Here is a 24,847-nt window from a genome sequence, read left to right as displayed (position 1 = left end):
ACAGTTTATTATATTTTTATGGGTTAATATATTTATAAACCTTAGTTTTATCGAAGTAATTGTTTAAAAAATAATAATGGGAATAATTATAAAAAACCTTAATTCCTATCAAAGCAATAATTTAAATAATAAAAATAATAAAAAGATTAAGAAAATATTAAAATACCCCAATTCCCATCAAGATAGTGATTAAAAATATAATACCTTAGTTCCTACCAAGTAGTGATTAAAAGAAGAATGAAAATAACCAATATAAAAATATTGAATACCCTTAGGATCTTTCTGAATACTTAGTTAAGATAGGAGATCTTATTCTGATATCTACTATATTAGAAGGTATCCAGAGGATCATTCTCCTCCAATCTTATTTTTAAAATGTTATATCTGAGATTAATAGAAGTTTTTATTTTAAAAACATTTTCTTTATTTTTATCTTACTATTTTTATAATTATTTTTATTATTTAAATTATTGCTTTGATGGGAATTAGGGTTTTTATTATTATTTTTTATATTATTACTTTGGTGGGAACTAGGGTTATTATATTTTTATTATTTATGGATAATTATCATCATTTATTATTAATTTATTATTTTGTTATTAATTTCTCTTAAAGGTTTTTATTACCATAATAATAATTATAATTTATTATAATTTTTAATTTAACATCTCTATCAACTTCTTAGCAGCCTCCTCCATAGAATCCTCAACAGGTATGCCATTCTCCATAAGTATCCTTCTACCCTCCTCCTCGTTGGTACCTATCATCCTAACTGAAAATTTCACATCAGGGTGTTTCTTCAGTACCTCCACTATCCCCCTTGCAACCTCATCACATCTGGTAATTCCCGCCATTATGTTTATAAACACCCCTCTTATATCCTCCCTCTCAAGGACCTTCTCAAGGGCCTTTTTAACAATATCCTCACTGGCTCCCCCTCCAATATCTAGGAAACATGCAGGATTACCACCGTACTCCTTTATTATATCCATACTTGCCAAGGTTAAACCTGCCCCATTCCCTATAACTCCAATATCCCCCTCCAGTTCTACATAGGCAAAGGGTAGGTTCTCCCTCTTTCTATACTCCTCGAATCTACTGTAATCCTGTCTAAAGTGGGCGTCATCATCTAGATGTATCACCCCATCCACAGCCACAACCTTTCCATCCTCTGTAATCACCAGTGGATTTATCTCCACAAGGGTGGCGTCCCTCTCCCTGAATATCTTATACACCCTGTATATAACATCTGCAACCTTAGGTATCTCCTGGGAGGGCAAACCGAGATCCTTCAACACCCCCCTGATCATATAGGGTAGAAACCCCTCCTGTGGATCTACGTAGTACCTTACTATCTTCTCAGGGTTTCTCTGGGCAACCTCCTCTATATCCACCCCTCCCTCTGTGGAGAATAGAATAAGGGGTTTCTTCTCTACCCTATCTATAACTACACTTAGGTAGTACTCCTTTTTAATAGGTATTTTCTCCTCTATAAGTACCTTCTCTACCTTCTCTCCCTTTATACTTTTATTCAGTAACTCCTCAATTTTCCTATTCGCCTCCTCCACGGTATCGGCGAATAATACACCTCCAGCCTTACCTCTACCTCCCACTAAAACCTGGGCTTTAATTACAACTGGACCGTCTATTTTCTCAACCTTCCCTGATGTTATAAAACCCTTTGGAACTGGTATTCCATACTCCTTAAAGATCTCCTTGGCCTCGTACTCGTGCAACTTCATACCTTCACCTAGTTATTAATAGTTAAAAATAATAAGGATTATGATAGTCATTGCTCTTTATTAATTTAACTTAGAAATAAACAAAGGTAAAATTATGATGTGGAAGGGACATACAATTCTTGGATTGGCTATGGGATTGCCCTTTATATCCTCTCCAGAGCAGGTATTCCTCCTAGTTGCAGGTGCCCTCTATCCAGATTTAGATCATGACGTAAAATCGGAGATCGTAAATAGAGGTATATATCTCTCAGGAGGTTTAGTATTAATTAATATATTACTCTATCTTTTTAAACCTTCCTACTTCGACATAGGTTTCTTTGTAGTATCCACTGCAGTACTGATACTGTACCTAATACCATACTTTGCCAACCACAGAGGTATAACCCATACATTCTTATGTATGCTTGTGGTTTCTGCCATCTTAGGGTTTTTAGCCTATAAACTTTCAGTGTTCTCTCCAATAATTGCAGGGATAATAGCCCTGAGTATGGTAAGTAGTGAGAAGATCCTAGGTAAGGTAATTCCTATATGTATCTTTGTATGGATCGTGATATATCTCATCTTCTCAGGTGTAAAACACCCTTTAATAAATTTCCCCGGTATGTATCACTATATAGTACCTGTAGGTATCGGTTACTTCTCCCATATATTGGGAGACTCTTTAACACCTGCTGGATGTAATGCCTTATACCCTCTAAATTATAAACTTTACAGGAGAGAAGGAATAATACTTATGGGGGTATGGATCTTACTGCTACTACTGGTTATTTACAACTTTGTAAGTAAGTATGGTAAGGGACTGTTATAATTTATTAAAAGAAAAATAATTATAACTATTTTTATTTTTATATTTCTTCTAATCCTACTTAATTGGATTCAAGATCAAAAAATTACAACAAGTGAAAATATGGCGATATTAGGACTTGTAGGAAAACCAAACGTAGGGAAATCTACACTATTCAATGCAATGACAGAGAAAACTGTAGATATTGCCAACTACCCCTTTACAACTATCGATCCAAATGTTGGAATATCCTATATTACTACACCTTGCCCATGTAAGGAGTTGAACCTTAAATGTAATCCTCAAAACTCCAAGTGTATAGATGGTATAAGACATATCCCTGTGGAAATTGTAGATGTTGCAGGACTTGTTCCAGAGGCTCATAAGGGAAAAGGGATGGGAAATAAATTCTTAGACGATCTAAGACAGGCTGATGCCCTTGTATTGGTGGTAGATGCAAGTGGTAAAACAGATCTAGAGGGAAACCCTACTGAGAATCACGATCCTGTGGAGGATGTAAAGTTTTTACTTAAAGAGTTAGATATGTGGATATATGGAATACTCTCCAAGAACTGGGATAAGTTGGCCAGGAGGGGACAGCAACAGAAGAACATCGTTAAGGTTATCGCTGAACAACTTAGTGGTTTAAACATTTCAGAGGATCAGGTAAAAAGTGCTATAAATACCCTTAGTTTAGATGAGAATCCTCAGAGATGGAGTGAGGAGGATCTACAGAACTTGGCAGGAACCTTGAGAAAACTCTCTAAACCTATGATCATTGCTGCAAATAAGGCTGATCATCCAGATGCCCAGGAGAATATTAAGAGGTTAAAGAGGGAATTTAAGGACTACATAGTTATACCTACATCTGCGGAGATAGAACTGGCATTAAGGAGGGCGGAGAAGGCAGGGTTGATAAAGTACGACAGGGTAAAAAATGACTTTGAGATAGTTAGTAATTCATTAAACGATGCCCAGAGGAACGCCTTGGAGTATATCAGGGATTATCTAAAAAAGTACGGTAGTACAGGGGTGCAGGAGATCCTCAACAGGGCATACTTCGATCTCCTAGATATGATAGTTGTCTATCCTGTAGAGGATGAGAATAAGTACTCAGATAAGAAGGGCAACGTACTCCCTGATAGTTTTCTGGTAAAGAGGGGGACTACAGCTAGAGATTTGGCATATATGATACATACAGAGATAGGGGATAAATTTATATACGCTATAGATGCAAGGAGGAAGATGAGAGTTGGAGCAGATTACCAGTTAAAGGATGGAGATATTATAAAGATAGTATCTGCTAAGTAAAGTGATTATGATAAATAATTATAGAGTACATAAAGATTTAAACTAGAAAATTACCTCAGTTCCCATCAAGATTGTAATTAGAAGAATAATAAAAATAATGATTATTATAGCAGAAAAATAAAATATAACCTTTTCTTTCTATATTGGACACTGGAGAAACAAGTAGGATTACTACCTTAGTTCCCATCAGTAGTAATTAAAGAATAATAAAAAGATAATTATTATAGTAAAAATCATAATTAAATAATCAATTAAAAATATTTAGATATTCTAAGATCTTTCCGAACCCTTAGGTAAGATAGAAAAATCCTATTCCAAATTCCTGTATTAAAAAATATTCAGAGGATCATTCTCCTCCAATCTTCTTTTTAAAAGATAGAAGTTTTTATTTTAAAATATTATTATTTTTATAATTATTTTTATTATTCTTTAAACTATCCTTTTGATGGGAACTAGGGTCTAGAAAATTATATTTTTTGTTTCTGTCTTTTTATTATTTTTTTATTTTATTTTATATTTTTATAATTATTCTCATTATTTTTATAATGATATTTTAAAAATAGAGACTGGATTTTTTATTAATATCCCATTTTAATCATTATCATGATTTTTATAGTTTTATTCTAAAATATTTATAAAATTACTATATCTCAGGTGGAAAAATGGACATCCTGACAGTAGTATATTTTATCAACTTCATTCTCCTTTTAATAGCCTCATATACTGATATTAAAACTAGGGAGATACCTCATACTGTTGTTATCCTTATGTTGTTGATAAACCTACCAGTTGGCTATTACCTCTTTGGATTAGATGCCATTATTTCCTTTTTTGCCACGTTAATACTCTGCCTCATACTAGGTATAGGTATGGGAGGGGGAGATGTAAAGATATTTACCACTTTGGCACCTATATTCTCCTATGGAGGTAAGATATTATACGTGCCGATACCTATACTCCTCTTGATAGGTATAAGTGCCGTAATTGTAGCCTTCTTCCCTTTAATAAACATCCTTAGAAAGTACTGGAAGAGTATTATACCATCTTCCTTAGGTTTAAGTGTATTTTATGGCTTTCTGACGTATCTATTTTATAAATATAAAGTACCCTACGCCTCCCTCCTCCTCTGGATGTATGTAATCGCCTCTATATTTATCTCCAGGAAGATACCATGGTACAGAGAGATGATAAACAAATTAAGTTATTTAACCCCTCTCTACCTCCTTGGTATCTATGTGATAGATAGAAATTACTTTACAGACAACAACCTCCTGATATCCTTTGTAATATGTGTATTTGAATTCATCCTTATATCTATAGTAATATACGCATTAACTGGTGCCGAGGTATCTGTAAAAAAACCTATACCTCAGTTGAAGGAGGGAGATATACTGAGGGATATCATCTTCATAAAGGATGGGAGGGCTAAGGTGGAAGGGGCTGGATTGTGGAGGAGGTTTAAGATAATGGTAGATATGGAGATGGGGAAAAAGGGGGACTACGATAAGATCATCTTAACAGATGGAGATGGGCTAAAGAAGGAGGACCTAGAACTTCTACAGAGGTTGCACAGGGAAGGTAAGATACCTGTAGATGAATTAACTCTAATTACAACATATCCCTTTGTGCCCTTTGTACTTGTAGGGTACCTGGTGGTGTTGATACTTCACTACTACTTTGGAGTAGTATAGTAACACCGAAAAATATATATATGAGAAATAACTTAAAATATCCCGCACTGTGGGCTGGTAGATCAGTCTGGGAGATCGCCGCATTGGCTGTGCGGAGGCCGCGGGTTCAAATCCCGCCCAGTCCACCACTTTTTTGTAGTATTGTTATTAATTTTTTTTAATTATTTTTAACATTATATCTATATATTTGCATATATTTTTACTATTTTAAAAATTAAAATTGAAAAAGAGAGGATAAAGTACACATCATTCTAAAAATTCCTGCTGGTTTTCTAAAGATACAAGGAAAATAGTAGAGTTCTGTTAATTCCTATTTTTCTCTCAGTGAACTTTATAAAGTTCTTAAATCTTATAAATAGTATATTAATAAAAATATAGTATTAATCAACTCATTTTTTGACCAACTTTAATAACGAGAATCTGTTAAAAAGGGATAGTATGAACAAAGATATAGTTAAAGAGACTATAGAAATAGCCTCCGATTTAATTAGAATAAAATCTGTTAACCCTGCCTTTGGTGGTACTGGGGAGAAGGAAAAAGGAGAGTACATTTTAAATAAGTTGAAGGAGTATATAGAGAGATATAAGATAAAAAACTGTCGTATTGTCAACTACGATGTAGTAGATGAAAAAGGAATAGTTAGACCAAATATTGTTGCAAAATTCGACTTTAATAGAGGTAGAACTTTACATATTATCTCCCATATAGATACAGTACCTGAGGGTGAGTTGAGTCTCTGGGAATCTCCTCCCTATGAACCGAGAATTAAAGAGGGAAAAATATACGGGAGAGGTAGTGAAGATAACCACAAGGGGATAGTGTCCTCACTGATACTTTTAAAGATGATATTCGAAAGTGAGGAATTTAATCCAAAGTATAACCTAAGTTTAATATTCCTATCTGATGAGGAGTGTGGTAGTAGATACGGTATCCAACACCTCCTAAAGTACGAGGAGGAGGTATTTAACAAAGATGATCTAATAATAGTACCAGACTTTGGTACTCCTGAGGGTAATTACATAGAGATCGCAGAGAAAGGGATACTCTGGATAAGATTCAAGATTAAGGGAAAACAGTGCCATGGAAGTACCCCAAATGATGGAATAAATGCCAACGTATTAAGTGCAAACTTTATAAGGGATCTCTATAATAAACTCTACTCCAAGTACAACAGGGAGGATCCTCTCTTCTCTCCCCCTTACTCAACCTTTGAACCTACTATGATAATCAACAACGTAGAGAATGTAAATACCATTCCAGGGTATATAGAATTCACCTTTGACTGTAGGATACTACCAGATTACAAACTTGAGGAGGTTCTAAGAGATATCGAAGAATTTATAGAGGATTTCAAGAAAAACCTCGATAGATATTTAATACATTACGATAGGGAAGCCCTTGATGAAGTTTCCATAGATTACGAGATACTTCAGAGGGGAGAGCCTTCAAAAACCCCTGAAGACTCTGAGATCGTCCAAGAGATAGGAAAAGCCATAAAAAAGGTGTTAAATAAGGAGCCTATTCTCTGTGGTATGGGAGGGGGCACCATTGGGGCATTCCTGAGGTATAAGAACTACGATACTGTGGTGTGGGGAATAGGTGAGGAGACTGCACATCAGCCTAATGAACATATAAAGATAGAGGATCTGATAAATATGGCTAAGGTCTATTATGAGGTACTTAATGATGAATAAAAACTAGAAAAGATGATTAAAAAATAGTTAATAAATATAACATTTTATAATAAATATAATGAAATTAATAAAAATAATAAAAAATTAAAAAATAGATAATAATTTTGGAAATATCGTGAGGTCTTAAAAAAGGATGCCTCTTACACATAGGTAGAACTCTATCTGCATATTATATTTTTAGGATTAACAAACCTTTGTAAGAAAAAGAACCTACAAAATCTATCTTATCTCTTAAGTACTTAGAGCATCCTAAGGTATTTTAAAAATATCTTTTTTATTATTTATTTTATTTTTATAATTATTTAAATAATCATTTTTTATTGAAATTTCTTAATGGTCGATGGTTAAAATTATTTAAGAATATATTAGTTAATACTACCTATCCAATAAAGGTGACACTATGAAAATCGATCACGACTATAAGGTAAAACTCTTTGAAGAGAAAGGTTTTGTAAGAAAGAGATGTGAAAAGTGTGGCCAGTACTTCTGGACCTTAGATGAGGATAGAAAGACCTGTGGAGACAGTCCCTGTGATATGTACTCCTTCATTGGAAACCCAATAACTAATAAAAAGTACTCCTACACAGAGATGGTAAAAACGTTTTTAAAGTTCTTCGAGAGGCATGGACATACACCTGTAAAGAGATACCCTGTAACTGCAAGGAGATGGAGGGACGATATATTATTAACTATAGCCTCTATTGCAGTATTTCAACCATGGGTTACAAAGGGAATAGTGGATCCTGTGGCAAATCCCTTAGTAATAGCCCAACCCTGTATTAGGTTGAACGATATAGACAACGTTGGAAGAACTGGGAGGCACCTAACATCCTTTACAATGGGAGGACACCACGCCTTTAATAAAGAGGATAGAGAAATCTACTGGACAGATGAAACTGTAGAACTATGTTTTAACTTCATGAAGGAGTTAGGTATTCCCGAGGAATCCTTAACCTTTATAGAGAGTTGGTGGGAAGGGGGAGGAAATGCAGGGCCATGTTATGAGGTAATCTCCCATGGTGTAGAGTTGGCTACATTGGTATTTATGAAGTACGAGAAGGTAGGAGATACTTACAAGGAGATGCCCTTGAAGATAGTAGATACAGGTTATGGGATAGAGAGGTTCCTCTGGGTGTCCCATGGAACACCTACTGTATACGATGCCCTATTTGGTAATATCATCGAGAGGTTAAAGGAGAGTGCTAAGAACATCCCTGGGGAATCCTTAGATATGGAGGAGATACTAAAGGAGAGTGCTACACTTGCAGGCATTATGAACATCGAGGATACAGGAGATCTTAAGGTGCTTAGAAAGGAGGTTGCCAAAAGGCTCAATATGGATGTGGAGAAGTTGGACAGGATACTTACACCTATAGAGTACATATACGCCATAGGGGATCATACGAGATGTTTGGCATTTATGCTTGGAGATGGTATAGTTCCATCTAATGTTAAAGATGGCTACCTGGCAAGACTCATCCTGAGGAAAACCCTCAGGTACATGGACAAAGTAGGTATTACCCTCTCCCTTGGGGAGATAGTAGATCTACACCTTGAGGAGTTAAAGGAACTCTACCCAGAACTACTTGAGATGAGGGACTACATAATGGATGTAATCAAAGTAGAGGAGGAGAGGTACAGGGAGACTGTAAGTAGAGGTAGGGGTATAGTGGAGAGGCTCCTGAAATCGAAAAAGAAAATATCCACCGAGGATCTAATAGATCTATACGACAGTAAGGGAATACCTCCAGAGGTTGTAGTTGATGTTGTCAAGGAGATAGGAAAGGATGTTAAGGTGGAAATTCCAGATAACTTCTACACCTTAGTTGCAGAGAGACATGAGAGGAAGAGATCTGAAGAGAAGAAGAAGGAGAAGGATCTGCCTCCAGTAGGTGAAGATGTTGAAGAAACCCAACTACTCTTCTACAGGTATCCTAAGATGAGGGAATTTGAAGGTAAGATATTGAAGATAGTGGATAACTACGTTATCTTAGATAAAACCCTCTTCTACCCTGAAGGAGGGGGGCAGAAGTGTGATACTGGAACTCTTGGAGGTAGGAGGGTTTTAGATGTGCAGAAGAAGGATGGTATAGTTTATCATAAACTCTCCAGTGTAGAGGGGTTGAAGAAGGGGGATGTAGTAAGAGGTGTTATAGACTGGGAGAGGAGGATCAACTTAATGAGAAACCACACTGCAACCCATATTATTAATGCTGTCGCCCAGATGGTGTTAGGGAAACATGTATGGCAGGCAGGATCTGACGTAGATCCTGAGAGAGGGAGGTTGGATATTACCCACTACAAGAGAATATCCAGGGAGGAGTTAAAGAGGATGGAGGAGTTAGCAAATAAGATTGTATTGGAGAATATACCTGTAAGATCTAGATTTATGGATAGAAACGAGGCGGAACAGAAGTACGGTTTTAAGATATACCAGGGAGGTGTTGTACCAGGGAATACATTGAGGATAGTGGAGATAGAGGGTGTTGATGTAGAGGCATGTGGAGGTACTCACTGTGAGAGTACCTTGGAGGTAGGATATATAAAGATACTTAGAAGTGAGAGGGTGCAGGACGGTGTGGAGAGGTTGATATTTACAAGTGGTATAAATACAGTTAGGGAAGTAACTGCCATGGAGGATATACTACTTAAGTCTGCAGAGATACTTGGGGTGCCTGTTGAGAAACTACCTAAGACTGTAGAGAGGTTCTTCAAGGAGTGGAAGAAGCAGAGGAAGGTTATAGAGGAGTTGGAGGAGAAGATAGGGGAGTATAAGAGGTATATGTTGATAAACAAGTTCAGAGAGATAGGGAATTATCAAGTGTTAATAGAGGAGGTAGAGGGTACTCCAAAGGAACTTATGACAACTGCAGATAACTTAGTAGGGGATAACACTATAGTAATTCTTCTTAATAAAGATGGGTATATACTCTGTAAATGTGGTAAAGGTGTAAATGTAGATATGGTTAGTTTATTAAGGACAGTTGGAAAGGGTGGAGGGAGAAAGGATCTAGCCCAGGGTAAGTATTTAGGGGATATTGAGGAGATAAAAAAGAAATTGAGAGAGGAGATAAAGAGGATAACTAAGCAGGAAGATGAATAAGAAGGATTACTTTTTTATTATTATAATTAAAAAAATAATCCCAATTCCCATCAAAAAATCCTGATAAGAATAATAATTATAATAAAAATATAAAAAGAAGATATTTAAATCAAAATAAAGAGATAAATAGTCTCTCCTAGGGTGCTCTAAGATACTATGGAAGTGAGTAGATCCTTCCTAACAGTTGCTATTATTAATTTTATTATATGATATTAAATTTTAATATTTCTCAATCTTTTTATTATTTTTATTATTTAAATCATCACTTTAATGGGAATTAAGGTAAAATAATTAAAAATATTTTCAAAAACTATCAAAAATTTTTTAGAATCGAGAAATAGTAAGAGACACCTGCCCCTTTTTAACCTTTATAAAAAATATAAATAAAAGTTTGCTGGATAAATACCATCATCCAAAATAGGAGGTAATTTTATTCCTTTTTGGGAATTTTTACACATTAATTTTTACAATAAAAGATGGTGATACTATGGATCTAAGGTGTCCTATAGTATGTGTATTAGGTCATGTAGACCATGGAAAGACTAGTTTACTGGATAGAATAAGAAAAACTAGAGTATGTCAGAGGGAGGCGGGGGGAATAACTCAACATATTGGAGCCAGTGAGATCCCAATAGATGTTATAAAGAAAGTTGCAAAGGATCTTTTAGGGATGTTGAAGGCAGATTTAAAGATACCTGGCCTCCTCGTTATAGACACCCCAGGACATGAGGCATTTACATCCCTTAGGAAGAGAGGGGGTGCATTGGCAGATATTGCCATACTTGTGGTGGATATTAACGAGGGGTTTAAACCTCAAACCATAGAATCCATCAATATACTTAAACAGAATAAAACACCCTTTATAGTGGCTGCTAACAAGTTAGATCTCGTCCCAGGTTGGAACTCTAAGGATGTGCCATTTGTCTTGAACTTCAACGAAAAGGTGCAACATCCCAACGCCTTAACAGAGTTTGAGATAAGACTGTACAACAACATTATAAAACCTCTCAACGAGTTAGGATTTAATGCAGATCTCTTTACAAGGGTAGAGGATCTTACAAGGACTGTATGTATAGTACCGGTGTCTGCTAAGACTGGAGAGGGAATCCCAGATCTACTACTGATGATAGCAGGATTGGCTCAGAAGTACCTAGAGGATAACCTGAAGTTAGATGTTAAGGGACCTGCAAAGGGTACAGTGTTGGAGGTTAAGGAGGAGAGAGGCTTAGGTAAAACCTTAGATGCAATAATATACGATGGAATAGCGAGAAGGGGAGATTATATAGTTCTTGGAAACCCCGATGGAGTTGTAGTCTCAAGGATTAAGGCACTTCTAAAGCCAAAACCACTGGATGAGATGAGGGATCCTAGGGATAAATTTAAACCTGTGAATAAGGTTACTGCCGCCGCTGGAGTTAAGATATCTGCTCCAGAATTGGATAGAGTTATAGCAGGTAGTCCCTTTAGAATAGTACCTAAGGATAAGATAGAGGAGGCAAAGAAGGAGGTTATGGAGGAGATAGAGGAGTTGAGCATACCAACAGATGAGGAGGGTATTATAATCAAGGGAGACACCATGGGATCCTTGGAGGCTCTTGCAAAGGAGTTGAAGAAGATAGGGGTAAAGATCAAGAAGGCAGAGGTAGGGGATATATCTAAGAAGGATATTATAGAGGCCCACACCTACGGTAAGATAAATCCACTTTACGGAGTAATACTGGCGTTCAACTCAAAGATACTTCCAGATGCAAAGGAGGAGTTAGAGAGGTACAGTGATGTTAAAATTATTCAGGGGAATATTATCTATAAAATAGTTGAGGACTATCAGGAGTGGGTTAAAAAGATGGAGGAGGCCCTTAAATCTGATGAGTTTGACAAACTTACAAGACCTGCTGTGATAAAGGTACTACCTAACTGTATATTTAGAAAGAGTAAACCTGCAATATGTGGGGTGGAGGTACTCTGTGGTACCTTGAGGGTAAAGAGCCCACTTATTAATGAGAGTGGTAAAAAGATAGGATTTGTAAGGGAGATAAAGAATAGGGAACAGGAAAATATTAAGGAGGCAACTGCAGGTATGCAGGTACCTATCTCTATTGAGGGGAATATTATCCTTGGAAGGCATGTAAAGGAGAACGACATACTCTATGTGGATGTCCCAGAGGAGGAGGTTAGGAAATTTGTACATGAGTACAAGGATAGATTGAGGGAGGATGAGAAGGAGGCTTTAGAGAGGTTTGTTGAGTTGAAGAGGAAGTTGGAGAATAACATGTTCTGGGGGATTTAAAAAATAAGTTATTATTAATTACAATGATAATTATTAAAAAATTAATTATAATAATAATTATTAAAAACATAAAATCAAAGATATAAGAATACTTAAAATATTTAAAAATAATAAATAAAAAGCAAAAATAAAAACTAAACCTCGCCTGTTATTCCTTATATTAATACCACCACTTGAAAGGTGGTTAAAGTTCTATTAACCTTTTTCTTAAGTTTTTTACCCTCTTTTTTAACTTTTATTAATTTTAAAAATAATAATAATATTTATATTAGTTTATAAGTCAAATGTTTAACTAAAATTAAAAATTATTTATACCAAACATTAAACAACAGTATCAAATATAGCACTTATCATATCACAGGTGGAACTTATGAAACCTTACAGGGAGGATAACGAAGTTATAAGGGAGGCCCTAAAGGATCTAAAACTTCCTGAAAGAGTAAAAATATTCGATACAACCCTAAGGGACGGAGAACAGACGCCAGGTGTATCTCTAACTCCAGAGGAGAAGGTGGAGATTGCAGTGAATCTGAACAACTTAGGGGTGGATGTGATAGAGGCTGGTTTTCCCATATCTTCCCAGGGGGAGAGGGAGGCTATAAAGAGGATAACATCCCTAAACATGGATGCTGAAATCTGTGCCCTTGCGAGGGCCGTTAAAAAGGATATAGATACTGCTATAGACTGTGATGTAGATGCTATCCATACATTTATTGCAACCTCTCCACTACATAGGAAGTACAAGTTAAAGATGGATAAAGATGAGATAATAAGAAGGGCTGTAGAATCTGTGGAGTATATAAAGGATCATGGTATTATTGTAGAGTTCTCTGCAGAGGATGCAACTAGGACGGAGATCCCATACCTGATAGAGGTATATAAGGCAGTTGAGGAGGCTGGTGCAGATAGGATAAACGTACCTGATACTGTAGGGGTGATGATTCCAAAGGCTATGGAGTATCTTATAAGGAGGATAAAGGAGGAGATCTCACTGCCTATATCTGTACACTGTCATAACGACTTCGGACTGGCGGTGGCTAACTCCTTAGGTGCTGTGGAGGGAGGGGCTCAACAGGTACATTGTACTGTAAATGGTATTGGGGAGAGGGCTGGAAATGCGGCACTGGAGGAGGTGGTACTCTCCCTTAAGATGATATACGGGATAGAGACAGGGATAAGAACTGAGAAACTTACAGAGGTATCCCAGTTGGTATCTAAACTTACAGGGGTAAAACTTCAGATAAATAAGGCTATAGTTGGGGAGAACGCCTTTGCCCATGAGAGTGGAATACATGCCCATGGAGTACTTGCCCATGCCCTAACCTACGAACCTATACCTCCAGAGATCGTAGGGCAGAGGAGGAAGATTATACTTGGGAAACATACAGGTTCCCATGCCATAGAGTGTAAGTTGAAGGAGTTAGGTTTTAAAGTGGGAGAAAATATTACAGAGGAGCAGTTTAAGGAGATAATAAAGAGGATTAAAGATATTGGGGATAAGGGTAAGAGGATCACAGATGACGATGTGATAGCCATAGTTGAGGATATAACGAAGAGGACTGTAAAGGGAGAGAGGGTGGTTAATTTAGAGCAGATTGCAGTAATGACGGGAAATAAGGTAATACCTACTGCCAGTGTGATATTAACCATCGACGGGGAGAGGTATATTACATCTAAGGTAGGTGTTGGTCCAGTGGATGCTGCCATAAAGGCTATCCAGTCCATAATAGGGGAGAAGATAAAGTTAAAGGAGTATCATATAAACGCCATAACTGGAGGTACAGATGCCTTAGCAGAGGTAACTATTAAGTTGGAGGGTTATGGAAGGGAGGTTACTGTAAAGGCTGCAAATGAGGATATAGTTAGGGCTTCAGTTGAGGCTGTAATCGAGGGGATAAATAGGATTATGATAAACAGAAAAAATTAATGAGGTGATCAAATGGAGGAGGTAAAAACAGGGGTTAATTTCAGGGAGATAGATCTTGAGATAAAGAGGTTCTGGGAGGAGAAGGACATCTACAGAAAGGTGAAGAAATCCTTGGAACATGGTCCAGAGTTCTACTTTGTAGATGGGCCTCCATACTGTTCAGGTGCTATACACTTAGGAACCGCATGGAACAAGATAATAAAGGATACTGTATTGAGGTTCAAGAGATTACAGGGCTATAACGTACTGGATAAGGCTGGCTGGGATATGCATGGCCTTCCAATAGAGGTTAAGGTGGAGGAGGAGTTTAAGATAAATTCAAAGAAGGATATAGAGAATAAAATTGGAACTGAGAGGTTTATAGAGAAGTGTAAGGAGTTTGCACTGAGGAATAAGGAGGTTATGGAGAGGCAGTTTAAGAACTTAGGGGTATGGCTTGACTGGGAAAACGCCTATATGCCAATAGAGAGGGATTACATAGAAACTGGATGGTGGACCTTAAAGAAGGCACATGAGAGGGGACTCCTATCTAAGGATCTTAGGGTAGGTTACTGGTGTCCAAGGTGTGAGACCTCCTTGGCAGAGCATGAGGTAAGGGGGGAGTATAAGGAGGTAGTAGATCCATCTATCTACGTTAAGTTTCCCTTAAAGGATAGAGAGAATACATACCTTATAATCTGGACAACTACTCCATGGACCCTAATGGCAAATATGTTAGTTGCTGTCCATCCTGACTTTAACTACGCCTACGTTAAGGTGATCTTAGATAATGAAGAGGGGGATGTTGAGGAGTACTGGATTGTAGGAGAACCACTAGTTGAGAGTGTTGTAAAGAGGGCTGAGAAGAGTCATAACATAAAACACTACCAGGTTGTGAAAACTGTTAAAGGTAGTGAATTGGAGGGTTTAAAGTATATTACACCTCTCTTGGAGGAGAACGAGAAACTTAAGGAGTTTTCAGAGATGGAGAAGGTTCATACTGTAGTACCTGGAGAGCATGTTTCCTTAGAGGAGGGTACAGGTTTAGTACATACCGCAACAGGTTTCGGTGAGGAGGACTTTGAAGTTGGTAAGAGGTACGGTATTCCAATATACTCTCCAATAGATGACAGAGGTAGATACACTGAGGGGTTATGGAAGGGTATCTTCGTAAAGGAGGCAGATAGGTATATAATAGAGAGGTTGAAGGAGAAGGGATTACTCCTCTCGGAGGGTAAGATAAAACACTCCTATCCACACTGTTGGAGATGTAAAACTCCACTACTCTTCAGGGCTACAGAGCAGTGGTTCTTGAAGATATCCAAGATAAAGGATGAGATAATAGAGCAGGCTAAGAGTGTCCATTGGGTACCAAGTTGGGTGGAGACAAGGTATATAAATGGAGTGAAGTACGTGGGGGACTGGAACATAAGTAGGCAGAGGTACTGGGGCATACCTATTCCAATATGGATCTGTGAGAAATGTGGTTCCTACGAGGTAATTGGAAGTGTAAAGGAGTTGAAGGAGAGGATGATTAACGAGGTAGATCTGGAGGATTTACATAAACCTACTGTAGATAAGGTATTTCTCAGGTGCCACTGTGGAGGTGTCATGAAGAGGGTGCCAGATGTCTTAGATGTGTGGTTTGATTCAGGTTTGGCACCTTATGCCTCTATGAACCTGAGGGAATTAAAAAAGGCAGACTTCATAGTGGAGGGACACGATCAGGTTACAAAGTGGTTCTACTCCCAACATGCCCTAAGTGCCATCCTCTTCAAGGATGTACCATATAAGAAGTGTATGATGCATGGCTTCGCCCTCGACGAGAAGGGGAATAAGATGAGTAAGAGTTTAGGGAATATAGTTAATCCTGATGATGTTGTAGAGGAGTACGGGGCAGATATTCTAAGGTTCTACCTCCTAAGTGCAAACAAGGCATGGGAGGATATAAAGTTCTCCTACAACGAGTTGAAGGATGTTAGGAGCCTATTTAACACATTATGGAACGCCTACGCCTTTGCAGTTAATTACATGGTACTTGACAACTTCCAACCTAAGGATGAGTATATGAAGTACCTTAAGGATGAGGATAGATGGATAATAAGTAGAATTAACACATTAGCCAAGGAGATAGTAGAGGATCTGGAGATACCACACCTCCACTCCTACACCTGGAAGTTGAAGGACTTCATACTTGAGGATCTAAGTAGATGGTATATTAGACTTATAAGAAGTAGAACCTGGAAAGAGAGTGAGGATCCTGAAAAACTCTCTGCATATCAGACACTGTACTACGTACTGATGAAACTGATACTCCTACTGTCTCCTGTAGTTCCACATATAAGTGAGAAGATATACCAGAACTTGAAGACAGAGGAGATGCCAGAGAGTGTATTCATGAACAGGATAACTGTAGATGAAGAGTATATAGATGAAACTTTGGAGGAGGATATGGAGTTAGTTAGGGAGATAATAGACGCTATTATGAGAGGGAGGGATAGGATAAAATACACCCTCAGGTACCCAATATGGAAGATAATACTACCAACTACAGTAGAGAATATAGTAAATAAATACGGCCATATCATAAAGGAGCAGGGAAATGTTAGAGAGATAGAAGTTGCAGAGTTCCAGGAGAGCATATCTGTAAAACCAAACTACAGGGAGTTAGGTAAGGTATTCAAAAGTGAGGTTCCAAAGGTTGTAGAGGCTATAAAGTCTGTAGATCCTAAGGTACTTAAGGAGAGGTTGGAGAAGGAAGGAGTTGTTAAAATTGGAGAGTATGAGATAAAACCTGAGTATGTACAGTTCAAGATGGAGATACCGGAGAATATAGTAGGAGTGGAGTTCTCTAAAGGAAGTGTATATATGGATATTAAACTAACTGAGGATATCATCAAAGAGGGACTTATGAGGGAGGTTATAAGGAGAATACAATCTATGAGAAAGGACATGGATCTGGATATAGAGGAGTGGGTTAATATAAAGATGGAAGGAGTATCCTTCGATAGGGATACCTTGGAGTATATAGAGAGGGAGGTAAGAGGTAAGTTCCTTGATGAGGTAAACCCAGATTATAAAAAGGTATGGGAGATAAAGACGCCTGATAATAAGAAGTATAAGGTGGAGATAAGTATAGAGAGGTGTAAAAAGGATTAATTTATAAAATTTTTTTAAAATAATAATTATAATAATAAAAAAATAAAAAAAATAATATTCAAAAAAAAGAAAGTAAACACTAAAAATTAGGAATCTTGTTTATATTTGCCTCTTTAGATCGCTGAACACTGAAAAAATAAAAGATTCCTACACCAGTAATTTATATAGAATTTTGTATCTCCTGTACTTTATTAAAGCACCTCGTTGCCTCATCATATCTTCCTAGATTTTTAAGAACTATTCCTTTGTTATTCCAGGCGTCTACATATCCTGGATCTATCTTTAACGCTTTATCGAAGCATTCTATTGCCTCTTCATGCCTTCCTAGCATATAGAGAGCATTTCCCATATTATTCCATGCAGTTGCATACCTTGGATTTATCCTTAATGCCCTCTTATAACATTCTATTGCCTCATTATATCTACCTAGCATATAGAGAGCAAATCCTTTGTTGTTCCATGCAGTTGCATACCTTGGATTTATTTCCAATGCTCTATTAAAACATTCTATCGCTTCATTGTATCTTTTTAACATATAAAGGGCTATTCCTTTGTAGTTCCACGCAGCCGCATATCTTGGATCAATTTCCAATGCTTTATCAAAACACTCTATTGCCTCCACATATCTACCTAGATTACCAAAGGCAACTCCTCTGTTCTTCCACATCTTTGCAGATCTTGAATTTGTCTTTAATACCTTGCTATGGTGTTTTACCGTTTTCTTATGTTTTTTTGGCTTACTCTTTCTAGACTTTGGTTTCATCTTTAATGCATTATCAAAGCATTTTAGGGCTTCTTTATCTCTCCCTAACTTACGAAGGACATTTCCCTTGGCTATCCATGCAGTACTATACCCTGGATCTATCTTTAGTGCCTTATCAAAACATGCTAGTGCTTCTTTATACCTCCCTAAATTACTGAGTGTTATCCCTTTATTTACCCATATATTTTTATATTGAGGATCTATCTCCAATGCTTTATCAAAACACTCCAAAGCCTCTTTATATCTTCCTAACTTACTAAGAACTATTCCTTTGTTCCTCCATGCATTAGCGTATTGTGGATCTATCTCCAGTGCCTTGTCAAAGCATTCTATCGCCTCTTTATATTGGCCTAAATTACTAAGAGATACCCCCTTGTTTTTCCAAGCCTTTGCATATGTTGTATTTGGTCTCTTTTTCCGTATCATTATTTGTCACCGTCACCTTTATATCTTATAAAACATCAGAAGGAGAAGTTCCCAGTTTTATAACTATTTTTATCCTATTATATTATATAATAATTATAAACAAAAAATATTATACTAATTAAATCTCGAAAATTTCGAATAAAATATAAAAATTACTTTGATTTCTGGAATGCCTGGGCACTAATAGAGGTAGATAGAGCCTGGTAATTCTTTTTCTTAAATTAGATCTTTAATCTATAAATTCTATCTTTTTAGGTATTAGATATCCAAAAAAAAAGAAATTAGAAAAGTTTTTTACCTTTTTTATCTTTATTATTATTTTTTAGAAATCTATAAAATATAGATATTCATAAAATTAATATCCTATAAATGTAATTGTAATTATAAAAGTTCTAAGGTGTAAATATGGACATCTACGATGTAGTAATAATAGGGGGAGGTCCTGCTGGATTGACTGCAGGAATATACGCCATGAGGTCAAAGTTAAAAACTATATGTATCGAAAAGGAAAGAGAAGGAGGGAAAATAGCAGAGGCTGGGATTGTAGAGAACTATCCAGGTTTTGAGAATATTAGGGGATATGAGTTGGCAGAGAGATTTGTAAAGCATGCCAAGAAATTTAATTTAGACATAGTATATGACACCGTTGTAAAGATAGAAACAGGGGAGAGGCCCTTTAAGGTGATAGGAGAAAATAATACTTACATCACTAAAAGTGTTGTAATTGCCACTGGAACTAAGGAGAAAAAGTTGGGACTAAATGAGGATGAGTTCGTTGGGAGAGGAGTCTCCTACTGTACCACATGTGATGCCTTCTTCTATCTAAATAAGGATGTAATTGTAATCGGTAGAGATACGCCTGCTATCATGTCCGCACTGAATTTAAAGGATATTGCAAAGAGTGTTATAGTAATCACAGATAAAAAAGAGTTGAGACCTGCTGAGAGGATCATGTTAGATAGGTTAAAGGAAGCAGAGAATATTACTGTAATAAAAAATGCAAAGGTTATAAAGATACTTGGGAAGGAGAAGGCAGAAGGTGTGTTGATATCGCTAGATGGTGAGGAGAAGGTTATTAAAGGCGATGGGATCTTTATAAGTATGGGGCATGAGCCAAACTCCCAGTTCTTAGAGGGTAGTGGGGTGGAGTTAAATAGAGGGTTTGTAAAGGTAGATAGGAATTGTAGAACCAATATTGATGGTATATTTGCCTGTGGGGATATTACAGGAGGAGTTTTACAGGTTTCTAAGGCTGTTGGAGAGGGGGCTGTTGCAATGGCAAGTGTTGTAAAGTATTTAAATAGATTGGATAAAAATTAAAAAATAAAAAAGAATAGTATTAGAAAAAAAGAATAAGTCTACCGGTCATTTCTGAGATACTTTGAGCGCTAAAAGATATTCTCTAACATTTATTATTTATTTTTATTAGATTTAAAATAATTATATAACATAAAAAAGCATGAATATATATTTTTACATTATTATACAATTAATAAAGGTAGAGTAGATCTTAACTAAACTTTTTCTTTAACATTATAAAACATTAAATAGATTTTATAGAAAGTGGAAATACTGCTTAAAGTGTTGTGAGGGAATTTGTCTTTTCCTGGGGTTCTTAGGGATATCAGAAAAAATATAATGTATAGAATTTTTTTAATCAAAATTTTTAATTTTTTATTATATTTATTTTATAATAATTTATATATCCCTATTTTAATCGAGATTCTCGATAAATGTTTAGTATAACACTCTTTTATATGTTTAACAATTAAATCTCTCACTTAAAGTATTTATCTGTAGAGATGGAGTGGTGCCTCCCTTCTAGATTTGTTCAATTCTGCCAATACTGCATCTAGGTCTTTCTCATCTATGTACTTCTTATCCTCTAATATGGCTCTGTGGAGGGCTGGTTTTAAGAACTTCTCCTTTATATCCCTTCCACTCATGCCCTTTGTCTTCTCTACGTACTTTCTTAAATCTGCTCTGACCTCTATAGGCATCTTTTTCTTATATAGTTCCATGATCTGCAGTCTCTCCTCATCTTTAGGTAATTCAAATTTTATCTCCTCCTCAAATCTGCTCCTTATAGCACTGTCTAACATATCTGGGTTGTTGGTGGCTCCTATGGTCACTATTCCGTCGTTGTCATGTATACCGTCTAACTCTGTCAACAGTGCATTTACTACCTCAGATACATCTCCTCTGAGGGACTGGTACTGTCTACTGAGGGCTATTGCATCTAACTCGTCGATGAATACTATACAAGGTTTGTCCTCCAGTGCCCTGCTGTACAGTTGCTCTATCTGTTTGGCACCATCTCCAACATGCTCTCCTATCAATTCAGTGGCCTTAATCAGATAGAGAGGAACGTCAGTTTCAGTGGCTAAGGCCCTTGCCATCAGTGTCTTTCCAGTTCCAGGAGGTCCATAGAAGAGAACGTTCTTTGGAGCCCACTCTCCAAATAGTTCAGGATGTTTGAGATACTTTATAATGATCTTACACTTCTTCTTTGCATGCTCCTGACCTATAATATCATGGAATCTCGCCTTTTTAAAGGACCTACTTCCCACGTCTCTCTCAGTTATTATTTTAAATAGAGTGTCCCTTGTAATAATACCTCCATCAGATGGATAGGTAGATACAACTTTAAATGCATAATCTGGAATGATGGTGTTATCAAAGAGATAGTCACCTTCCTTTACAGTCTCGCCCTCCCACTGTTCTCTCGCATAGACGTTGAATAAAGTAGGATCCTCTATAGTAACCTTTAAATTCTCACTGTTTATCCTAATTGGAAATCCCACAGGTTTTATTATGACGTACTTCAACGCTATAACTTTATCAGATATCTTCGCAGTTTCAGAAACTAAGGATTTTATCTTTATGGTGCCCAAGTTTATTCTATTCATTGAAAAACACCTCAGATATTATTATCAAAAGTAAATAATTAATCTTACTAATAATATATATAAATATTATGTAAGTTATATAACTTTTTATCTATACCAACTTTATAAAAATAATAATAAAAATAACTAAAATAAAAAATAAGATCTCTAACGAAAAATAACCTCTATGGTGCAATTATGGATCCCACAGTTATTTTTTGGATGTTCTTTATATTTCTTATTCTATACTCCCATAGTACCTTTAGATGGATACAGATACAGCGATACAACTGTATAAAGAAGTTGGAGAGGGAGAGAAAAACTAGGGTAATTGTAATGGTTCATAGGCAGGAACAGTTAGCACTTTTTGGTATCCCTATATATAGATTTATAAACATAGAGGACAGTGAAGAGATACTTAGGGCTATAAGGATGACACCAGATGACATGCCTATAGATCTAATACTTCACACTCCAGGTGGGTTAGTACTAGCCAGTGAGCAGATAGCTATGGCGTTGAAGGAACATAAGGCTAAAACTACAGTAATTGTACCACACTACGCCATGAGTGGAGGTACCTTAATAGCCCTGGCTGCAGATGAGATCATCATGGACAAAAATGCTGTACTGGGGCCTGTGGATCCTCAGTTAGGTAACTATCCAGCAGCCTCTATCTTAAAAGTGGTGGAGAGGAAGTACATAGATCAACTTGATGACGAGACGTTGATACTTGCAGATATCTCCAAAAAGGCTATAGCACAGGTGAAGGAGTTTGTATATAATCTCTTGAAGGATAAGATGCCAGAGGAGAAAGCCAGGGAAGTTGCAGAGACTCTCTCTACAGGGAAATGGACCCATGACTACCCACTAACAGTGGATAAGTTAAAGGAGTTGGGAATAGAGGTGAATACTAACGTTCCAACGTTGGTATATAAACTCTTCGATCTCTACAAGCAACCAACAACCCAGAGGCCATCTGTACAGTACATACCTGTACCTTACAGAAAGGTGGACGATGTTAAAGGTAAGATTTAAAAGTAAAGAGGGTTATAAGGAGTATAACCTCTATGTTGCAGATAATTTTTTTAAGAGAGGTTTAGGTTTGATGTTTAAGAATATTGGAAAAAATGAGGGGATGATATTCTACTATAGAAAGCGAAAACTCCATATCCATACCTTTTTTATGAGATTTCCAATAGATGTTATATTTTTACTAGACAATAAGGTTGTAGAGGTGGTCAGAAATCTGAAACCTTGGAGAACTTATAGGTCTAAGGTATACTCTAACTCTATGATAGAGATAAGGAGCGATGATACTTTAAAGATCGAGGTAGGAGATAGGATAGAGATCAGGAGATAGGCTCTTTCTTATACACATGTATGTGTCTAGTTAAGCCACCATGAACATATAACTTATGTATCTCCATCAACTTCAGATCTAAATCTACTCTCCTAGGGAAGGCAAATACCATATACCCTCCATCCTTCAGAATATCTCCAAGTTTTTTCAGTATATCTATAATATCTCCCTTTACAGATGTCAATATCCCATAGGGAGGGTCTGTAACGATGGCATCTACTCTATCAATACCCTTAGATTTCAGGTAATCTACAACATCCTTGGCATCTATTCTCTTTATCTCTATTATTTTATCCTCTAGGTTATAAGATTTCAAATTTAACAATGTACCTCTTATCATTCTCTCATCTATATCACAACCTATCAACTTACACCCTACCATACCTCCCTCTATTAGAAACCCTCCTACTCCACAGAAGGGATCTAACAGTATTTCTCCCTCCTTCAACCTGGCTAAGTTTATCATCCCTCTGGCAAGTTTTGGGAGGATACTTCCAGGGTGGAAGTATGCCCTTAGATGGGGCCTGTTGTTGTAGAAGTACTTTCTGTCTCTCTTTCTTACAAGTAATCCCAAGTATATCCTATTTTGAAGTATTACTACCTTTATAACCTTAGATGGCTCTTCAAGGTTTACCTTTGCGTTAGTTTTCTCCTTTAGAATACCTCCAACGATCCTCTCGATAGTTGGAGAATTTATATCTTTATCATCCTTTATCTTTATCGTCCTAACTGCAAAGGTATCCTTAGATGGATCCATCTGGAGGGTGTTAAGAAGATCTTCCGATGATAACTCCCTTAACCTCTGGAGAAGAGTTTCAAGTCCCTTCTTTAGAGATCCACTGTACTCTACTCCAGTGATTAAAAGATGTCCCTCCTCAATATAGGCGCTCTTTTTAATAATGTTGTCTATATATTTAACAAGAACAGACCTATCTAAGGAGGATGATACAACTCCGTAGTTGTCTATGATCTCTAACTTATCACCTACTGGATAGATTTCTAAGAGGGCCTTTAACTCAGAGAGTGGAAGTGTTTCATGTTCCTTTAAAAGTAAAAATCCAGTTTCCATATTCACCCCTTACTTTATCAAACTCTTCTCAACCACCTGACCTCTAGGACTAACCTCTTCAAATATCTGAGCCTGGAAGGAGTATATCTTTACAGGATACTTGAGCCAGGCATCTGGAGGTAAGGACGCCTTAAGACATAAATTAGATAGATACTCTGCAACTTCCCATCCCTGTTCTACCGGGACCTGAGGTAGTAATAATCCTCTATGGGCACCATATTCTATTATCAATCCATCTCTTCCTATTTTTATTTTATCCAAGTATTCTAGGGGCTCCTCTACCTCTATCAACTTAGGTGGTGTTAATACACTAACTTCTACCACTATGTTATCCATCTCATCTACAGTTACTGGGGGAAATCTTGGGTCCTTAACTGCAGCACTTATAGCAGCCTCCCTTAGAGCCTCTATAAGGGGCATGACAGGTTCAGGTATTCCAATGCACCCTCTTAATTCACGATCTGGATAGGTATGGAGAGTTACAAAAACACCCCTATATTTATTAAACTTTTTAGGATAATTTACCACTACGATATTTTTACCCTTTAGATAGTTTTCAATAACTGCTCTAGCGTACTTTACAGCGTATGTACCTTCTTCTAAGGTTAGCCTATCTACGGCCTCCATATCCATATTATCTCCTTTGAATTTTTTAGTAATGAT

16 protein-coding genes and 1 tRNA gene are annotated in these 24,847 nt (G+C 36.8%); 12 read left to right on the top strand and 5 right to left on the bottom strand.

The features are described 5' to 3' along the window. Positions 1-656: 656 nt before the first annotated feature. On the bottom strand, positions 657-1,742 hold the full coding sequence (sucC, locus tag CFE53_RS02740; RefSeq protein ID WP_148120370.1) for an ADP-forming succinate--CoA ligase subunit beta: 1,086 nt from the start codon (positions 1,740-1,742) through the stop codon (positions 657-659). A gap of 94 nt (positions 1,743-1,836) precedes the next feature. Here sucC and CFE53_RS02735 point away from each other — a divergent pair, with 94 nt between their 5' ends. From CFE53_RS02735 to ileS, 9 genes are all read left to right on the top strand, one after another. After that, positions 1,837-2,550 carry a metal-dependent hydrolase gene (locus CFE53_RS02735; RefSeq protein WP_148120369.1) on the top strand — a complete coding sequence of 238 codons (714 nt, stop codon included), beginning with the start codon at positions 1,837-1,839 and terminating at the stop codon, positions 2,548-2,550. A gap of 99 nt (positions 2,551-2,649) precedes the next feature. Next, the gene (locus CFE53_RS02730; RefSeq protein WP_148120368.1) at positions 2,650-3,837 is read left to right on the top strand and encodes a redox-regulated ATPase YchF; all 1,188 of its coding nucleotides are present in this window, start codon (positions 2,650-2,652) and stop codon (positions 3,835-3,837) included. Between the two features lie 662 nt (positions 3,838-4,499). After that, positions 4,500-5,528, top strand: a complete 1,029-nt coding sequence (locus tag CFE53_RS02725; protein ID WP_148120367.1) for an A24 family peptidase C-terminal domain-containing protein — start codon at positions 4,500-4,502, stop codon at positions 5,526-5,528. Between the two features lie 51 nt (positions 5,529-5,579). Continuing rightward, positions 5,580-5,656: transfer RNA gene (locus CFE53_RS02720), tRNA-Ala, on the top strand. 310 nt (positions 5,657-5,966) lie between these two features. Then, positions 5,967-7,223 (top strand): M20 family metallo-hydrolase, encoded by a 1,257-nt coding sequence (locus CFE53_RS02715; RefSeq protein ID WP_148120366.1) that lies wholly within the window; start codon positions 5,967-5,969, stop codon positions 7,221-7,223. A gap of 400 nt (positions 7,224-7,623) precedes the next feature. After that, positions 7,624-10,326 carry an alanine--tRNA ligase gene (alaS, locus tag CFE53_RS02710; protein WP_148120365.1) on the top strand — a complete coding sequence of 901 codons (2,703 nt, stop codon included), beginning with the start codon at positions 7,624-7,626 and terminating at the stop codon, positions 10,324-10,326. A 487-nt stretch (positions 10,327-10,813) separates the two neighbouring features. Beyond that, positions 10,814-12,613, top strand: coding sequence for a translation initiation factor IF-2 (infB, locus tag CFE53_RS02705; RefSeq protein ID WP_148120364.1), 1,800 nt, complete (start codon positions 10,814-10,816; stop codon positions 12,611-12,613). Between the two features lie 370 nt (positions 12,614-12,983). Then, positions 12,984-14,540 (top strand): 2-isopropylmalate synthase, encoded by a 1,557-nt coding sequence (locus CFE53_RS02700; protein ID WP_148120363.1) that lies wholly within the window; start codon positions 12,984-12,986, stop codon positions 14,538-14,540. Positions 14,541-14,552: 12 nt separating this feature from the next. Beyond that, positions 14,553-17,678 carry an isoleucine--tRNA ligase gene (ileS, locus tag CFE53_RS02695; RefSeq protein ID WP_148120362.1) on the top strand — a complete coding sequence of 1,042 codons (3,126 nt, stop codon included), beginning with the start codon at positions 14,553-14,555 and terminating at the stop codon, positions 17,676-17,678. Between the two features lie 160 nt (positions 17,679-17,838). Here the strand turns inward: ileS and CFE53_RS02690 are convergent, their stop codons facing one another. Beyond that, on the bottom strand, positions 17,839-18,867 hold the full coding sequence (locus tag CFE53_RS02690; protein ID WP_148120361.1) for a tetratricopeptide repeat protein: 1,029 nt from the start codon (positions 18,865-18,867) through the stop codon (positions 17,839-17,841). Between the two features lie 405 nt (positions 18,868-19,272). Here CFE53_RS02690 and trxR point away from each other — a divergent pair, with 405 nt between their 5' ends. Continuing rightward, the gene (gene trxR, locus CFE53_RS02685) at positions 19,273-20,187 is read left to right on the top strand and encodes a F420-dependent thioredoxin reductase (RefSeq protein ID WP_148120360.1); all 915 of its coding nucleotides are present in this window, start codon (positions 19,273-19,275) and stop codon (positions 20,185-20,187) included. A 470-nt stretch (positions 20,188-20,657) separates the two neighbouring features. Here the strand turns inward: trxR and CFE53_RS02680 are convergent, their stop codons facing one another. Continuing rightward, positions 20,658-21,776, bottom strand: coding sequence for an AAA family ATPase (locus tag CFE53_RS02680; protein WP_148120359.1), 1,119 nt, complete (start codon positions 21,774-21,776; stop codon positions 20,658-20,660). Positions 21,777-21,953: 177 nt separating this feature from the next. Between CFE53_RS02680 and CFE53_RS02675 the strand changes: the two genes are divergently transcribed. Both CFE53_RS02675 and CFE53_RS02670 read left to right on the top strand, forming a co-directional pair. Next, on the top strand, positions 21,954-22,790 hold the full coding sequence (locus CFE53_RS02675) for an ATP-dependent Clp protease proteolytic subunit (RefSeq protein WP_148120358.1): 837 nt from the start codon (positions 21,954-21,956) through the stop codon (positions 22,788-22,790). Further along, on the top strand, positions 22,771-23,115 hold the full coding sequence (locus tag CFE53_RS02670) for a DUF192 domain-containing protein (RefSeq protein ID WP_148120357.1): 345 nt from the start codon (positions 22,771-22,773) through the stop codon (positions 23,113-23,115). Before CFE53_RS02675 ends, CFE53_RS02670 begins: the two co-directional genes overlap by 20 nt. Here CFE53_RS02670 and CFE53_RS02665 read toward each other — a convergent pair. Together CFE53_RS02665 and CFE53_RS02660 are read right to left on the bottom strand one after the other, a co-directional pair. Beyond that, a complete protein-coding gene (locus tag CFE53_RS02665) occupies positions 23,105-24,184 on the bottom strand; it encodes a THUMP domain-containing protein (protein WP_148120356.1) in 1,080 nt (359 codons plus the stop codon). The genes CFE53_RS02670 and CFE53_RS02665 overlap by 11 nt on opposite strands. Before the next feature lie 9 nt (positions 24,185-24,193). Next, a complete protein-coding gene (locus CFE53_RS02660; protein ID WP_253254770.1) occupies positions 24,194-24,817 on the bottom strand; it encodes a TIGR00296 family protein in 624 nt (207 codons plus the stop codon). Positions 24,818-24,847 lie beyond the last annotated feature (30 nt).

It is taken from the genome of Methanofervidicoccus sp. A16, from assembly GCF_003351865.1.
In the GTDB taxonomy this organism is placed as follows: domain Archaea; phylum AGJL01; class Methanococci; order Methanococcales; family Methanococcaceae; genus Methanofervidicoccus.
Note: the sequence above shows the minus strand (reverse complement) of the source record. Positions and strands in the feature narration are given on the sequence as shown.

Excerpts from the sequence above, each read along its gene's own strand:
- alaS (WP_148120365.1), top strand. The coding sequence starts at position 7,624 with ATGAAAATCGATCACGACTATAAGGTAAAACTCTTTGAAGAGAAAGGT.
- CFE53_RS02675 (WP_148120358.1), top strand. The coding sequence starts at position 21,954 with ATGGATCCCACAGTTATTTTTTGGATGTTCTTTATATTTCTTATTCTA.
- CFE53_RS02680 (WP_148120359.1), bottom strand. The coding sequence starts at position 21,776 with ATGAATAGAATAAACTTGGGCACCATAAAGATAAAATCCTTAGTTTCT.
- CFE53_RS02665 (WP_148120356.1), bottom strand. The coding sequence starts at position 24,184 with ATGGAAACTGGATTTTTACTTTTAAAGGAACATGAAACACTTCCACTC.
- CFE53_RS02730 (WP_148120368.1), top strand. The coding sequence starts at position 2,650 with ATGGCGATATTAGGACTTGTAGGAAAACCAAACGTAGGGAAATCTACA.
- infB (WP_148120364.1), top strand. The coding sequence starts at position 10,814 with ATGGATCTAAGGTGTCCTATAGTATGTGTATTAGGTCATGTAGACCAT.
- CFE53_RS02715 (WP_148120366.1), top strand. The coding sequence starts at position 5,967 with ATGAACAAAGATATAGTTAAAGAGACTATAGAAATAGCCTCCGATTTA.
- ileS (WP_148120362.1), top strand. The coding sequence starts at position 14,553 with ATGGAGGAGGTAAAAACAGGGGTTAATTTCAGGGAGATAGATCTTGAG.
- CFE53_RS02725 (WP_148120367.1), top strand. The coding sequence starts at position 4,500 with ATGGACATCCTGACAGTAGTATATTTTATCAACTTCATTCTCCTTTTA.
- CFE53_RS02690 (WP_148120361.1), bottom strand. The coding sequence starts at position 18,867 with ATGATACGGAAAAAGAGACCAAATACAACATATGCAAAGGCTTGGAAA.
- CFE53_RS02660 (WP_253254770.1), bottom strand. The coding sequence starts at position 24,817 with ATGGATATGGAGGCCGTAGATAGGCTAACCTTAGAAGAAGGTACATAC.
- trxR (WP_148120360.1), top strand. The coding sequence starts at position 19,273 with ATGGACATCTACGATGTAGTAATAATAGGGGGAGGTCCTGCTGGATTG.
- CFE53_RS02700 (WP_148120363.1), top strand. The coding sequence starts at position 12,984 with ATGAAACCTTACAGGGAGGATAACGAAGTTATAAGGGAGGCCCTAAAG.
- sucC (WP_148120370.1), bottom strand. The coding sequence starts at position 1,742 with ATGAAGTTGCACGAGTACGAGGCCAAGGAGATCTTTAAGGAGTATGGA.
- CFE53_RS02670 (WP_148120357.1), top strand. The coding sequence starts at position 22,771 with ATGTTAAAGGTAAGATTTAAAAGTAAAGAGGGTTATAAGGAGTATAAC.
- CFE53_RS02735 (WP_148120369.1), top strand. The coding sequence starts at position 1,837 with ATGATGTGGAAGGGACATACAATTCTTGGATTGGCTATGGGATTGCCC.